The 12,725-nt window shown below is 64.8% G+C and carries 13 protein-coding genes; 1 reads left to right on the forward strand and 12 read right to left on the reverse strand.

What is annotated here, in order from left to right; all coding sequences use genetic code 11:
- Window positions 1–26: 26 nt before the first annotated feature.
- The 8 genes from HTUR_RS04720 to HTUR_RS04755 all read right to left on the reverse strand — a co-directional run bounded on the left by HTUR_RS04720 (window position 27) and on the right by HTUR_RS04755 (window position 9,650).
- A complete protein-coding gene (locus tag HTUR_RS04720; protein ID WP_012942160.1) occupies window positions 27–872 on the reverse strand; it encodes a CheR family methyltransferase in 846 nt (281 codons plus the stop codon).
- Window positions 869–1,390, reverse strand: a complete 522-nt coding sequence (locus HTUR_RS04725; protein ID WP_012942161.1) for a chemotaxis protein CheD — start codon at window positions 1,388–1,390, stop codon at window positions 869–871. The genes HTUR_RS04720 and HTUR_RS04725 overlap by 4 nt, the downstream gene beginning before the upstream one ends.
- The gene (locus HTUR_RS04730) at window positions 1,387–2,643 is read right to left on the reverse strand and encodes a chemotaxis protein CheC (RefSeq protein WP_012942162.1); all 1,257 of its coding nucleotides are present in this window, start codon (window positions 2,641–2,643) and stop codon (window positions 1,387–1,389) included. Before HTUR_RS04730 ends, HTUR_RS04725 begins: the two co-directional genes overlap by 4 nt.
- Window positions 2,640–3,245: a chemotaxis protein CheC gene (locus tag HTUR_RS04735; RefSeq protein ID WP_012942163.1), complete on the reverse strand. Its 606-nt coding sequence runs from the start codon at window positions 3,243–3,245 to the stop codon at window positions 2,640–2,642. The genes HTUR_RS04730 and HTUR_RS04735 overlap by 4 nt, the downstream gene beginning before the upstream one ends.
- Window positions 3,246–3,279: 34 nt before the next feature.
- Window positions 3,280–7,140 (reverse strand): chemotaxis protein CheA, encoded by a 3,861-nt coding sequence (locus HTUR_RS04740; protein WP_012942164.1) that lies wholly within the window; start codon window positions 7,138–7,140, stop codon window positions 3,280–3,282.
- A complete protein-coding gene (gene cheB / locus HTUR_RS04745) occupies window positions 7,133–8,341 on the reverse strand; it encodes a chemotaxis-specific protein-glutamate methyltransferase CheB (protein WP_012942165.1) in 1,209 nt (402 codons plus the stop codon). The genes HTUR_RS04740 and cheB overlap by 8 nt, the downstream gene beginning before the upstream one ends.
- On the reverse strand, window positions 8,338–8,700 hold the full coding sequence (cheY, locus tag HTUR_RS04750) for a chemotaxis protein CheY (RefSeq protein WP_008896351.1): 363 nt from the start codon (window positions 8,698–8,700) through the stop codon (window positions 8,338–8,340). Before cheY ends, cheB begins: the two co-directional genes overlap by 4 nt.
- A gap of 143 nt (window positions 8,701–8,843) precedes the next feature.
- Window positions 8,844–9,650, reverse strand: a complete 807-nt coding sequence (locus tag HTUR_RS04755; protein ID WP_012942166.1) for a chemotaxis protein CheW — start codon at window positions 9,648–9,650, stop codon at window positions 8,844–8,846.
- Between the two features lie 147 nt (window positions 9,651–9,797).
- On the opposite strand from HTUR_RS04755, the gene HTUR_RS04760 reads away from it, so the two are divergent.
- Entirely contained in the window at window positions 9,798–10,256 is a 459-nt protein-coding gene (locus tag HTUR_RS04760) for a chemotaxis protein CheW (protein WP_012942167.1), read from the forward strand.
- Window positions 10,257–10,315: 59 nt separating this feature from the next.
- Here the strand turns inward: HTUR_RS04760 and HTUR_RS04765 are convergent, their stop codons facing one another.
- The 4 genes from HTUR_RS04765 to HTUR_RS04780 all read right to left on the reverse strand — a co-directional run bounded on the left by HTUR_RS04765 (window position 10,316) and on the right by HTUR_RS04780 (window position 12,661).
- Window positions 10,316–11,095 carry a DUF5803 family protein gene (locus tag HTUR_RS04765; RefSeq protein WP_012942168.1) on the reverse strand — a complete coding sequence of 260 codons (780 nt, stop codon included), beginning with the start codon at window positions 11,093–11,095 and terminating at the stop codon, window positions 10,316–10,318.
- A gap of 1 nt (window position 11,096) precedes the next feature.
- On the reverse strand, window positions 11,097–11,798 hold the full coding sequence (locus HTUR_RS04770) for a DUF2110 family protein (RefSeq protein WP_012942169.1): 702 nt from the start codon (window positions 11,796–11,798) through the stop codon (window positions 11,097–11,099).
- Window positions 11,798–12,316, reverse strand: a complete 519-nt coding sequence (tfe, locus tag HTUR_RS04775) for a transcription factor E (RefSeq protein WP_012942170.1) — start codon at window positions 12,314–12,316, stop codon at window positions 11,798–11,800. Before tfe ends, HTUR_RS04770 begins: the two co-directional genes overlap by 1 nt.
- A 111-nt stretch (window positions 12,317–12,427) precedes the next feature.
- Window positions 12,428–12,661: a hypothetical protein gene (locus HTUR_RS04780; protein ID WP_012942171.1), complete on the reverse strand. Its 234-nt coding sequence runs from the start codon at window positions 12,659–12,661 to the stop codon at window positions 12,428–12,430.
- Window positions 12,662–12,725: the final 64 nt, after the last annotated feature.

Genomic DNA, 12,725 nt, shown 5'->3' on the forward strand with positions numbered 1-12,725 from the left:
ATTCGTACGCAGCTATCGACTCTGGTCTACTTCGACGTCGGCTTCTCGCCGGTCAGCGAGGTCGTTTCCAGCGTGTCTCGGTGGTAGATGCGAAGCCGAGCGTCACGGACGGTGAACGCGGATTTGAGGTTCGGAGGGATCGTCTCGGCCTTCCCGATAACGAGATACCCCTGTTGTCGAAGCGACTGGGCGATCGTCGCCAGCATCGACTGCTTGTACTCGTTGTCGATGTAGATAAACAGGTTCCGGCAGATGACCAGATCGAATCCGGTCTTGGGACTGTCGTTGATCAGATCGTGACGCTCGAACGTGACGTTTCGTTTGACAGCGGGAGCGATCCGGAAGATCCGGTCGTCGCGCTCGACGTACGCGTCGTAGTCGTCGAGATAGCCCAGCTGATCGGCGAAATCGACGGTTCGTGATTCCTCGTAGACGCCCGACCGGGCCGTCTCGAGCGCGGGTTCGCTGATGTCGGTGCCGAGGATCGAGACCGACGACTCATCTATTTCGGGGTCGTCGTGGGCGAGCATCGACACGGAGTAGGGTTCTCGCCCGTCGGCGCAAGCGGCGCTCCAGACGCGGACGGTCTCGTTCGTTGCGGTCAGGCGCTGTAGGACCTCTCGGATTCCGTCCCAGACGTCGGGATTGCGGAAGAACCCGGTGACGTTGATGCTCATCGCCTCGAGCAGCGCCGTCTGCTCCTCGGGATCGTTCCGGAGCGTCTCGAGGTACGTCGCGTACGTCTCGGACTGGGTCCGGCGCATTCGCGAGGAGACGCGCCGATCGAGGTAGCTGTCGTTGTAGTGGCTCGTCGCGAAGGCGAGTTCGTCCTCGACGAACTCGAGGAGTTCGTCGAACGCGGCGTCGCTCATAGCTCCACCCGTCCGTTCTCGGCGCTTTCGTCGGCCGTTTTGACGACGAGCGTCCCCGTTCCGGGCGTGAATTCGACGGTCCGGCCGTACTCGCCGCCGATGTCCTCGGCGAGCAGCGGCACGCCGAGTTTCTCGAGTTCCTCCTTGGCGGCGGCGATGTTGCGCTGGCCGACGCCGTCACCGAAGCTCTCGAACTCGAACATGTCGCTGCCGCCGGCGATCTTGGCCTTAACGGTGGTGTAGCTTGCACCTTGCTCGACCATCCGTCGCAACAGCGCCCGGATCGCGGTGTCGGCGTACTTGCCGGGTTTCCGGTCGCTGTTGTCGGCGGCGTCGCCGTCGGGGAGCATGATGTGGGCCAGCCCGCCGATGTCGCTGCCGGGATCGTAGAGGGCGATCGCGAGACACGAGCCCAGCCCGTAGGATTTGAGCGTATCGTCGCCGTCGCTGACGACCAGTTCGGAGATCCCGACCTGGACCGGCGTCGGCGCGCCCGGTTCTGTTCCGTACGTCTTCATGAGTTGTTGACTTCCTGGAATTCGGCCGTCGTCGGCGTCTCTTCGATCCGATCGACGTCTAAGTTGTTCAGTGCACGTTCGAGGTCGGCTTCGTCCGGGATCGCGTACACTTCACAGTCGAACTCCCGACCGTCGGCGACGACGACCGTGTCGAAGACGAACGCGAACTCCTGGTTCTCTCCGAGCTGGATGATCACGGGGTCGACGGCGGCGGCGCCCATGTCGTGGATGAACTCCGGCGTCGAGTGGTCGATCGTCGTGTCGAGGACGTTCGCCCAGCCGTCTAAAAAGCCGCTGGCCATGATGTTGCCCAGCTCCTTGATCGCGCTGGTGCCCATCTCGCCGAAGCCGTCCTCGTCGACCTCCATCGGGACCATCGCGTCGACGATCTCGTGGGCCGACTCCTCGTCGAACAGGAAGAGCAGATAGCCGCTGGGCATGCCGTCGAACTCGAAGGCGACGCCCACGAGTTTCTGGTCGGCCACCTGCTCGGGAATCGCCTCGAGCGAGACGAAGTTCAGCCGGCGGATCTCGACGCTGGTGTCGATGCCGGTCAGCGTCGTCGCCGTTTTGGCGACCTCCTCGGCGCCGCGCTCGGCCATGCGGTCGAAGCCGTCGAGTTTGTCGTACTCGATGCCGCCGCTGGTCCGCAGTCGGTCGAGCAGCGCGGACATCGACTCCCGTTTCGGGAAGAGGTAGTGGCTGAAGCCGACTTCGGTGCCGACGGTCTCGATCCGGCTCTGGAAGAGCAAGGCGAGGTCGTCGTCGTCGGGCGCCTCGTTGATCTCCCCGAAGAAGGGTTCCGCCGTCGCCCCCTGGACGAACTCGGGGGTCGAGACGTCGATAACCGTCTCGAGGACGTCGGCCCAGCCGTCGATGAACCCGCTGTTCATGATGTGGCCCACCTCGGTCGCGGCGCTGCGCGTCATTTCGTCGAATTCGCCGCCTTCGACGTCGATTTCGGCGTCGTCGGATTCGGCGAGCAGCGTCTCGACGATCCGGAACGCGTTCTCGCGTTCGAAAACGATCATCGAGTAGCCCTCGATGGCGCCGGTGAGCTTGACTCGCACGCCGACTTTCTCCGTCGAATCCTCGAAATCCCGCTGGATCTCGCGGCCGCGCATGAAGTTGAGTTTCGTGACGCCGACCTGCGTTTCGACCCCGGTCATGTGGGTCAGCCGGCCTGCGGCGAGTCCGGCGCCCTCTCGGGCCATTCGGTAGAAGGTTCCGAGTGCGTTGACGTCGAGTTTCATGCGTGCTGGACTTCGATGCCGTTGACCATTTCGACGAATTCCTCTAAGTCGGGGAAGGCGTAGATTTCAGCTTCGATCTGATAGCTCGGAACGGTCAGGTCCGAGTCGAAGAACAGTGCGAGATCGTCGCCGCCGAGACCGGCGGTCCGGGTGACGATATCTCCCGTCGGCGCGTAGACGAGCTGCGGTGCGGCGATGTCGATCGCACGCCCGAGCACGTCGGCCCAGCCGTCGATAAAGCCGCTGGCCATCATGTTGCCCATCTCCTCGACGGCGCTTCTGGCCATCTTGCCCGAGACGTCGGACATGTCGTCGACGACGTCCCGGAGCATGATTGCCGTGATCTTCTTGGCGCTGGCCTCGGGGAAGAGGATGAGGATGTGGCCGTGTGGCGGATCGAGCAGCCGGACACGAACGCCGACTCGCTTGCCCGAGTCCAGCTGGGACTCGATGTCGTCGACGTCGATGAAGTTCGTCTTCGTCACCTCCATCTGCGCGTCCTCACCGGTGAGCTTGCTCATGTTGTCGGCGACGCCGTTCGTGCCGACCTTCGCCATTTCGTTGATGAAACTCAGCTTTCGAATATCGACCATTAGCGTCATCGGTACCTCCGTGGATATGGGTAGTCGTTCGTTGTCATAGTGTTGTTACGTCTAGGATGTTGACCACTTCCCCCCGTCCTCGAACCGTCGCTCCGCTGAGTCCAGGAATATCGCTCATGAACCCCTCGAAGGGCTTGACGACGACTTCCTGTTGACCGTACACGTGGTCACAGTGAATGGCGACCGACCGGACGTCGTCGCGGATCCGCACGACCATTCCGTCTCCGTTGGCGCCGGCTCGCGGCGTCTCGAGGACGTCGTCGAGTTCGATGACGGAGTAGGTGTCGTCGCCGTCGGTGAGGACCCGCTGTCCGTCGACGGTCTCGAGAGTGGCGGCCGGTTCGATGTCCTGGACGGCCTTCGTCGGCACTCCGAACTCCTCGCCGCCGCTCTCGATGAACAGGATGTCGTCGATGGCGACCGACACCGGGAGCGTCATCGTCACGGTCGTCCCCTCGCCGGCCTCGCTGTCGATCGAGACAGTTCCGTCGAGGTCCTCGATCGTCCGCTTGACGACGTCCATGCCGACGCCGCGGCCGCTGACGTCGGTCACCTCGTCGGCCGTCGAGAGACCGGGGTGGAAGATGAGGTCGTACGCCTCGTCGTCGGACAGTTCGGCAACCTCGTCCGCGGTGTGGACGCCGGCCTCGACGGCTTCGTCGCGAAGTCGGTCCGGATCGAGGCCGTTCCCGTCGTCCTCGACGGTGATCTGCACTCGGTCGCGAGAGCGGTCGGCGTGGACCTCGACGGACCCCTCTCGGGGTTTGTCGGCCGCCTCCCGTTCCTCCGGTGGTTCGATCCCGTGGTCGACGGCGTTGCGAACCAGGTGGATCAGCGGGTCGCCGATCCGATCGAGGATACTGCGGTCGAGTTCGACGTCCTCGCCGGTGATTTCGAAGGTGACCTCCTTGTCCTGATCGCGTGCAATGTCGCGGACGACCCGCGGCAGTCGGTTCGCGACCGTCTGCAAGGGGACCAGCCGGATGTCCATCACCGTCTCCTGGAGGTCCGTCGTCAGGTCCTCCAGGTCGTCGAGTTCCGCCTCGAGCGCATCGGTCGCCTCGCTTTCGGTCGCGGTGTGGCGGAGCCGAACGCGGCTCGTGACCAGCCCCTCGACGAGCGTCAGCAGCGAGTCGATCTGTTCGATGTCGACCCTGACCGACTGGATCTCGTCGGTTTGCTGGTCGGCGTCCGGTCGGTCCGTCGACTCCGGAACCGTCAGATCGGGGTTCTCGAGGGTCGGTTCCTCGATCCGACGGACGACCTCCTCGGCCGATTCGTCGCTCGCGTCGGCCCCGGCGGCGTCGTCGAACGACGGCGTTTCCGCGCTCGCGTCGGTCGACGTCTCGCCGCCCTCGTCACCGAACGTCTCGTCGAAGTCGTCGACCGACTCCGCGTCGGCGTCGGCGGTCACGTCGTCGAATCCGTCGTCCGACGACTCGAACTCGGTATCGAACGAGTCGTCCGCGAACGAATCGTCGTCCGCGAACGCGTCGGCGTCTCCGAAGGAGTCGTCCGTCGTATCAGTGGCGAACGGATCCTCGTCCGCGAACGAGTCGTCCGCGAACGAGTCGTCCGCGAACGAGTCGTCCGCGAACGGATCGTCCTCGCCGGCGGCGAACGGGTCGTCGCTCGAGTCGTCGGCCGACGCCGGCGAATCGAACTCGTCCTCGAAACTCGTCTCGAGGCCGTCGTCGAACTCGCTCTCGGCGTCGTCCGCGGTCTGTCCGTCGGAACCGGAGCCGACCGCGGTGGCGTCGTCGTCGAGCGTCTCGTCTCCGTCGTCGGTCGGATCTTTGAGTTCGGTGCCTGCTTCGATGGACTCGCCGTCCCTGCTGTCGGCTTCGGCGGCTGTATCGGTCGTCTCGAGGTCGGTCGAGTCGGTCTCTGACTCGACCTCGAGCGCGTCGCTGTCGTCTCCCGGTTCCGACGCTGCTTCGATCGCGTCGTCCGACTCCAGCAGCGTCGACGGGTCGTCGACCGCGGGTTCGTCCTCGTCTTGCAGGGCCGCGTCTTCCTCCGTACCGACGGGATCGCTTTCCGCGACCGTCGATGACTCGAGATCGTCGTCGACCACGTCGGTCTGAGTCTCCGTATCGACCGCGGGCGACTCCGGTTCGACGGCTGACGCTGTTTCCGTGGCCGGCTCCGTTTCTGCGGCCGCTTCGACGTCGGCGTCGCCCGTCACCGGCTCGTCGACGTCTGCGTCGTCCTCGAGCACGGGTTCGGTCTCCACGTCGGCGGCCGATTCCGGCTCGCTCGTCGCTTCCGCAACGATCTCGTCGGCGGACGCCGAATCGGGTTCGGACGGCTCGACTGCCGTGCGTTCCTCGTCGTCCGTCGGCTCGTCAGCAGCGTCGTCGTCCGCGAACAGATCGTCGAAGTCATCGTCCGTCGCCGCGTCGGCCGACGCTTCCTCGTCGCCCGCGAACAGATCGTCGAGGTCGTCATCTGTCACCGCGTCGGCGGGGTCGTCGCCGCCAGCCAGCAGGTCGTCGACCTCCTCGTCGGTCACCGCATCGGCGGGCGCTTCCTCGTCGTCGGCCAGCAACTCGTCGAGTTCGTCGTCCGTTACCGCGTCGGTCGCCGGTTCGTCCTCGTCGACGGCGTCGACCAGGATGTCGTCGACGGCGTCGTCGGTCGGTTCCGGCCCCGCGAGGAACGTGTCGTCGTCGGCCGCGTCCTCGCCGAGGAGTTCGTCCATATCGACCTCGTCGTCGTTGTCGAACTCGTCGAACTCGAGTTCCTCGAGTTCGTCCTGCAGTTCGTCGAAGCCGACCATCTCGACCTCGTCTTTGAGCTCATTGAAGACGGCGTTGGCGTCGTCGACGTCGTCCGCTTCGGCGTCGGCCGATGCGTCGCCGGTCGCCTGCTCGGTCACGTCGGCGTCGGACGCCGCGTCATCGGCGTCGCCGTCGATCGGATCGGTTGCCGGCTCGCCGAGTTCGCCGTCGACCTCGAGGTCGTCGTCGTCGAGGAGATCGTCGAACGAGCCGGCCTCGCCCATCTCCTCGAAGGCCTCGAGTTCGTCGTCGTCGACGTCCTCGACCATCTCGTCTAAGTTGTCGAACTCGTTGAACTCGTCGAGCAGGTCGTCGACCTCGAGATCGGCGGCGTCTTCCGTGGAGATCTCGTCGCCCGGTTCGGTCGCCGCCTCCGAGTCGTCAGACCGGGCGTCGAACCGGTCGCTGATGTCGACGAGCTCGAAGTCGGCGACCTCCTCGACCGGTTCGAGACCGGACGTGATCGCGGATTTCCCGACCGCGCTGCCGAAGACGGCGTCGAACGTGCCGCGGTACTCGCCGGCCTCGATCTCGTCTCGTGGCGGCTGAGTACCGATCAGATCGAACGCGTCGATCAGCGCGTCGACGACGAGTTTGCCGCTGTTGACGCCGTCCCGATCGGCGATTACGAGCCGAACCAGGTAGGCGCGGTGTTCGTCGTCGGCCGGCGGATCGAACCGTTTCGTGACGGCGTCGATCTCGTCGGTCGACGGCGTCGTGATCGCGGCGGGACCGCCGCCGTCCTCGAGTTGCTCTCGAAGGGCCGCGATCGTCGCCGACGGATCGGTCTCGATCTCGCCGTCGGCCGCGACCTCGTCGATCATCGTCTCGAGTTCGTCGACCGCGTCGAAGACGACGTCCATCAGTTCGGGCGTCACCTCGAGACCGCCCTGTCGGACGGCGTCGAGCAGATCCTCGATCGCGTGGGCGAGATCGCTCGCCGGCTCGAGTCCCATCGCGCCACAGTTGCCCTTGAGCGTGTGTGCGACCCGGAAGATGTTCTCCATCGCCTCGTCGTCGGTCGGATCGCGCTCTAACGTGAGCAACGCGTTGTTCAGTTCCGTAATTCGTTCTTCGCTCTCCTGAACGAAGTCGGTTAGATAGTCAGTCATCGGTCTCACCGTCCGTATCGAACGCGTCGACGATCGCCGCAACGAGTTCGGGGGCGGGCGTGATATCGTCGACACAGCCCGTTTGAATCGCCTGACAGGGGATGCCAAAGACCGGACTCGTCGCTTCGTCCTGTGCGATGGTTCGTCCGCCCGCGGCGTGGATCGCTTCGATTCCGTCCGCCCCGTCTCGTCCCATCCCGGTCAGCACGACGCCACAGAGCGGATCGGTCACCCGATCGGCCGCGGTCTGCATCGTCACGTCGATCGCCGGACGCACGCCGTGAAGCCGCTCGCCGTCGTCGAGTCGGACGCGAATGCGACCGTTGACGTTACTGCGGACCTCGAGGTGAGCGTCGCCGGGGGCGATCACCGCCTCGCCGGGGTGGATCGATTCGCCGTCGGACGCCTCGCGGACGTCGTACTCGCTGCGCGTATCGAGTCGGTCGGCGAAGCGCTCGGTGAAGCCAGCGGGCATGTGCTGGACGACGAGAACCTTCGCGTCGAGCCCGATCGGCAGCCGGCTGAACAGCCGTTCGACGATCTTCGGACCGCCGGTCGAGGCACCGAGGACGACGACCGGATCGGCCGCGTACTCGCCCTCGAGTTCGACCGGCGGGAAGTCGTCGATCTCGGTTCCGGTGTCGGCGCGGCGCCCGACCGCCGGACGGTCCGGCGACGCTCGGGGACCCCCGCCGGAGCCGCCCTGCGAATCGCTTCCGGAGCCGGCGACCGCCCGGCCGGCGGCCGCCTCCTGGTTGGATCGCGTCGCGTATGCGGAGGCGGACGCGCGAGCGAGTGCGATCGACGAGACGTTCGCGTCGGCGAGTTCGTCGACTTTCGCGACGACGTCGTCGCGAAGGTCGGTGACGGTTCGTCCGTCGGCTCCGTCGGGTTTGTGAAGGAAATCGACGGCGCCGCGCTCGAGCGCGTCGAGCGTGGCTTCCGTCCCCTCCTCAGTGTGAACGCTGAGCATGAGAATCAGCGTCGGGTTCGTCGCCATGATTCGCTCGACGGCATCGATACCGCCGAGCTTCGGCATTTCGACGTCCATCGTGACGACGTCCGGGTCGTACGCCGCCACCGCTTCGATCGCTTCCGAACCGTTCGTGGCCGTCTCGACCTCGTAGCCAGCCTCGGTAAGCGCGTTGCCGATGACTGTCCGCATAAACCCCGAGTCGTCGACAACGAGTACTCTCGTCATGCCGCAGCGACGTCTGTGAGGGCCTTTCTGACGCTGGGTTCTTCGAACGGTTTCGTGACGTAGCCGTCCGCACCAGCCTTCACGGCGAGTTTCATTTTCTCACGTTGCCCGACACTCGTACACATGATAACGCGGGCGTCCGGATCGATCTTCTTGATCGCCGCGGTCGCCTTGATGCCGTTACACTTGGGCATCACAATATCCATCATGACGATATCGGGGTCGTGTTCTTTGTACAGTTTGACTGCTTCGGCGCCGTTGGACGCCTCTCCGAGAATGCGGTAATCCTGTTCCAAGATCTGGCGCAGTAAGTTCCGCATAAAATGAGAGTCGTCCACGATGAGCACCCCTGTCGACATTCAGTAGTACACCAACCGCTGATAACAATACAACTACCATAAATGCTGTCTCCCGATTATCAGTCATGATAAGTGATATATACGGGACGGGGACGCCACGCAGGCCGCGACATCGTTGACCCCGAAACGCCGGCTCGGTCGCCCTATTCCCGTTGTCCGGACGCCAACAGGAGACGCTCAACGTCGACCACTGGGGTCGCCTCGATGACAATTTCCTGTGGCGATCCCGAATCCGCCGTTCGGTTCGTGTCCCTCTCATCGGCGTCGTCCGTCGCTCCCGCCGCCGCGGACTCGGGTTCGAACGGGGTTCCGTCCGCGTCGCCGGTCCCGTCCGAGATCGACCCCTGCATCGCCGACAGCGCGCTCCCGCCGGCGCCGCGGTCGGCGTCGACTGCGCTCGCGCTCCGCTGGGAGCCGGCGGCGGCCCTACCGGACGCGGCGGGTTTGCGCTCCGTTTCGAAGAGCGCGACCACCAGCGGATGGTCGAGCGCGTCGCCGGCGAGTCGGCTCTCCTCGAGGGTCGTTTCGTCGACGATCTCGTCCTCCGGAACCGCCTCCACGCCGATCACCTCGTCGACGTGGACCGCGGCGGACTGCTGGTCGGACGGCCGGTCGAGCACGAGCAAGCGTTCGCGCCCCGCGGTGGTCTCGCGCTCGACGGTCGGGAAGTGAACTCCCGGATCGACCACGGCCGTGATATCCCCGCGCAGGTCAACCATCCCCTCGATCGCCGGCGGCGCCCGCGGGACGCGCGTGAAGTCGTCGGGAACCTCCGCGAGCGTGCGTACCGCCGTGACCGGTATCGCGAACCGGTGGTCGCCAACTCCGAAGACCACGAACTGCTCGAGTTCCGCCTGCGGCTCGTCCGTCTCGCTACCGTCGCGTTGCCGTCTTTCGTCGGCGTCGTCGATATCGATTCCGAGAAGCTTTTCGGAGAGATCCGGGGTCATGTTCTTGCTCGAGCATCACATTCCAACACTAAAACGTTGACTCCCATCGCCGGAATTCGCCGCCAACGACGCGGAACCGCGGTTCGCGTTTGTTGTTCGGATTTCGACCGAAATCCTTATTTTCACACAGTTAAATTCCGGACCAGTATGGCATCGTCCGTAAACCGAGACCGTGACGGCGATCGGGTCTTCGTACTGACGTTTACCCTTCAAAGAGACCGCTACTGCGTTCGGGCCGCCTCCGTCGACTCCGTCCTCGGGGTCAGCGACGATCAGTCCGTCGCGACGGCCGACGATCCGTGGAACGCCGGGACCGTCTCCGTCGCCGGCGACCGCATTCGAGTCGTCGACCTCCCCCGGGCGTTCACCTCGTCGACCCGGACGATCAACCGGATCGAGACGCCGAAACTGCTCGTCTTTCGGCTGACCGACGCCGATGACGCGTACGTCGGCTGGCTCGTCGACGATGTCGACGTCACGCGAACCGTACGGACGACCGACCTCGAGTCGACGCCGACCGGCGCCCGGACCGCACACGTCAAGGGACGGCTCGAGATCGACGGCGAGGAAGTCCTCTGGCTCGACGAACGAGCGATTCACGGCTGACAATCTTCCGCGGCCGCTCGCCAAAACCGACGTTCCGATAGCAGGGTCCTCGAGCCGGGTCACCCCATGCCCGGCGGCGGGCCGTCGTTCGAATCGTCGTCGATATCGACGTTCAGCCCCATCTCCTCGCGTTCTTTGCGGAGCCGCTTGACCTCCCGATAGTAGTACGCGATTCCGACGCCGCCGATGAGCGCGACGGTGCCGATCAGTCCGATGAACAGGGGGACGTCGCGGCTGAGGTAGTAGTGGACGGAGATTTCGTCCTCGACTTCCTCCCAGTAGAGTCGCTCCTCGTCGTCGACGATCTCCCGCTCGTAGCCGTTGGGGCTGACGTCGCCGAAGAGGAAGTTCGTCGTCCGGTGTCCCTCGGGGAGCCGGACCTCGTAGGAGCCCTCGACGTACGCCGGCAGGCTGAACGTCTTCCGACCCGCCTCGCCCGAAAACGCGAGCGTTCCGTTCTCGTCGGGGACGCGAACCTCGGTGCTCGAGCGGCTCTGCTCGATGTCCAGTTCCGACCCCGTCACCTCGGTTCCGTTGGGGTACCAGTAGCGGACGCTGTGGATGTCGAGCGCCTGCTCGCTGAAAACGGTCGACCGGGAGAGCGAGAGCTCCTCCTGGCCGTCGAGGTCGTACACGGCGCGGAATTCGCCGCTGCTGAGCATGTTTCCGCCCTCGACGTCGATGGTGACATCGGCGTCGGACGCGTTGCCCCGCAGGTCGTCGTACTCTTGGTCTCGATCGAGTTCCTCGTCGGAAATCCCGCCGAAAACGCCCGAACAGCCGGCGGTGGTAACGAGCAACCCGACCGCGATCACCGCGAGAACGAGCCGGCGATTCATATTACGGAACGACACAGCGGAGCTCCGCCGGGAGGTACTCGCCGACGCTCGCGAGCAGTCCCGGCGGGTCGGTATCTTCGGTGCAGATCACGCTCTGTTCGAGGAGCCCCAGTCGTTCGACGGTGACGTAGTCCTGGGCGTGGCCGGCGCGGTTCAGCGTCGCCCGCACCTCGGCGCGGGTGGCGCTGTTGACATTGAGCCGACCGTCGCCGCGGGTCCAGTCGTAGAGTCGGTCTCGTTCTTCGTCGGCGAGCCGGGACGGTTCGCCCTCGCTGTCCTCGCCGGCGGCCGCCGAGCCGTAGACGAACCGCAGCGGCAGATGCTGTACCAGTCCGTACCGTTCGCGGAGCTGTTCGGGCGACCCCGGGCCGAGTCCGAGTTCGTCGGTCGGGATCCGCACGCCCTCGCCCTGTCCCGCGTCGAGAACGAAGCCGTCGTCGTCCCAGGACTCGAGGGTGCCGACGTACGTTTCGCCGGGCTCTAAGTCGGGGACGATCTCGCCGAACTCCTCGCGGAGGGCGTTGCGAGCGACGGTGGCGTCCTCGCCCTCGATCGTGACCGAGGGGAAGTCGTCGTGTCGCACGCCGAGTTCGAACTCGACTTCGAGCTCGCCGATCTCGTTGGCGACCAGCGAGCGAAGCGAGTCCAGTGCCCGCTCGCGGGCATCGCCTTCGACGTATAGTTTGGTTGCGAGTACGACCATCAGGCCTCTAGGTTGAGTTCGTCCTCGAGGGCGTCGAGGCGGTCGTCCATCGCGTTGACGAGCCGATCGTTGTCCATCGATTCCAGCGGCGAGCCACACTCGGGACACTCGAAGCCGAAGTCCATGGCCTCGCCGAACTCGAAGCGGATCGAGCAGATCTCACAGAGGTAGAACTCGTGGTTGCGCTCGTACTCCCGGCGTTCTTCTAAGGCCTCGTGGAGGCGGTACATCTCCTCCTCTAAGTTCTCCGGAATGTTGTCGTACTCGAACGTCCAGAGGTAGGTGAGCCAGCCCGAGTCCTCGTCGCGCAGCCGCCGGTAGGTCGCGAGATCGTTCTCGTACAGGATAAACAGCGCCCGCCGCACGTCGTTCAACTCGAGATCCAGCTCTTCCGCGAGCTCCTCGTCGGTCACTTCCCCGTCCGGCGGCGCCGCCGCGACGGGCATCCCCTTGGGACCGACCAGCTCGTGCAAGTACTTCTGGATGACCGGATCCTCGAGCAGGTCCTCAAAAGCCATTACCTACGTGTAACGGCATGTGGCCATTAAGTCTTGTTAACTGCCTCGCGTGCAGGGACCCGCCGGCGGAGTCGCTTCGGACTCCTGAACCGTCGCCCGGGGGAGTCCCCGTTACTCGGTCGGACCGTCGTCCGACTGTCCCGTTCTGCCCAGTACCAGACGCAGGGTAACGACGATCAGCAGGAGCATGGTCGCCTGAAAGAGCCCGAAGAACATCCCCCTCGACATCGCTATCATGAGGTGATGGCCGGTCGCGACCAGCACGACCATGTTGAGCACGACCAGCACCGCGGCGAACATGTAGTACTCGATCGGCGTCCGCTGTAGCGGCGCGTCCGAATCCATACTCGATCTGGGACCTCGAGGAGTGAAAAGCTAGCCGTTCGCGAGTGGTAGTGGAGTCACCGAT

The sequence above is a fragment of the Haloterrigena turkmenica DSM 5511 genome, from assembly GCF_000025325.1.
Lineage (GTDB): Archaea > Halobacteriota > Halobacteria > Halobacteriales > Natrialbaceae > Haloterrigena > Haloterrigena turkmenica.

Bases quoted from the DNA above. Each gene is read 5' to 3' on its own strand.
- HTUR_RS04720 (WP_012942160.1), bottom strand. From the start codon at position 872: ATGAGCGACGCCGCGTTCGACGAACTCCTCGAGTTCGTCGAGGACGAA.
- HTUR_RS04725 (WP_012942161.1), bottom strand. From the start codon at position 1,390: ATGAAGACGTACGGAACAGAACCGGGCGCGCCGACGCCGGTCCAGGTC.
- HTUR_RS04730 (WP_012942162.1), bottom strand. From the start codon at position 2,643: ATGAAACTCGACGTCAACGCACTCGGAACCTTCTACCGAATGGCCCGA.
- HTUR_RS04735 (WP_012942163.1), bottom strand. From the start codon at position 3,245: ATGACGCTAATGGTCGATATTCGAAAGCTGAGTTTCATCAACGAAATG.
- HTUR_RS04740 (WP_012942164.1), bottom strand. From the start codon at position 7,140: ATGACTGACTATCTAACCGACTTCGTTCAGGAGAGCGAAGAACGAATT.
- cheB (WP_012942165.1), bottom strand. From the start codon at position 8,341: ATGACGAGAGTACTCGTTGTCGACGACTCGGGGTTTATGCGGACAGTC.
- cheY (WP_008896351.1), bottom strand. From the start codon at position 8,700: ATGTCGACAGGGGTGCTCATCGTGGACGACTCTCATTTTATGCGGAAC.
- HTUR_RS04755 (WP_012942166.1), bottom strand. From the start codon at position 9,650: ATGACCCCGGATCTCTCCGAAAAGCTTCTCGGAATCGATATCGACGAC.
- HTUR_RS04760 (WP_012942167.1), top strand. From the start codon at position 9,798: ATGGCATCGTCCGTAAACCGAGACCGTGACGGCGATCGGGTCTTCGTA.
- HTUR_RS04765 (WP_012942168.1), bottom strand. From the start codon at position 11,095: ATGAATCGCCGGCTCGTTCTCGCGGTGATCGCGGTCGGGTTGCTCGTT.
- HTUR_RS04770 (WP_012942169.1), bottom strand. From the start codon at position 11,798: ATGGTCGTACTCGCAACCAAACTATACGTCGAAGGCGATGCCCGCGAG.
- tfe (WP_012942170.1), bottom strand. From the start codon at position 12,316: ATGGCTTTTGAGGACCTGCTCGAGGATCCGGTCATCCAGAAGTACTTG.
- HTUR_RS04780 (WP_012942171.1), bottom strand. From the start codon at position 12,661: ATGGATTCGGACGCGCCGCTACAGCGGACGCCGATCGAGTACTACATG.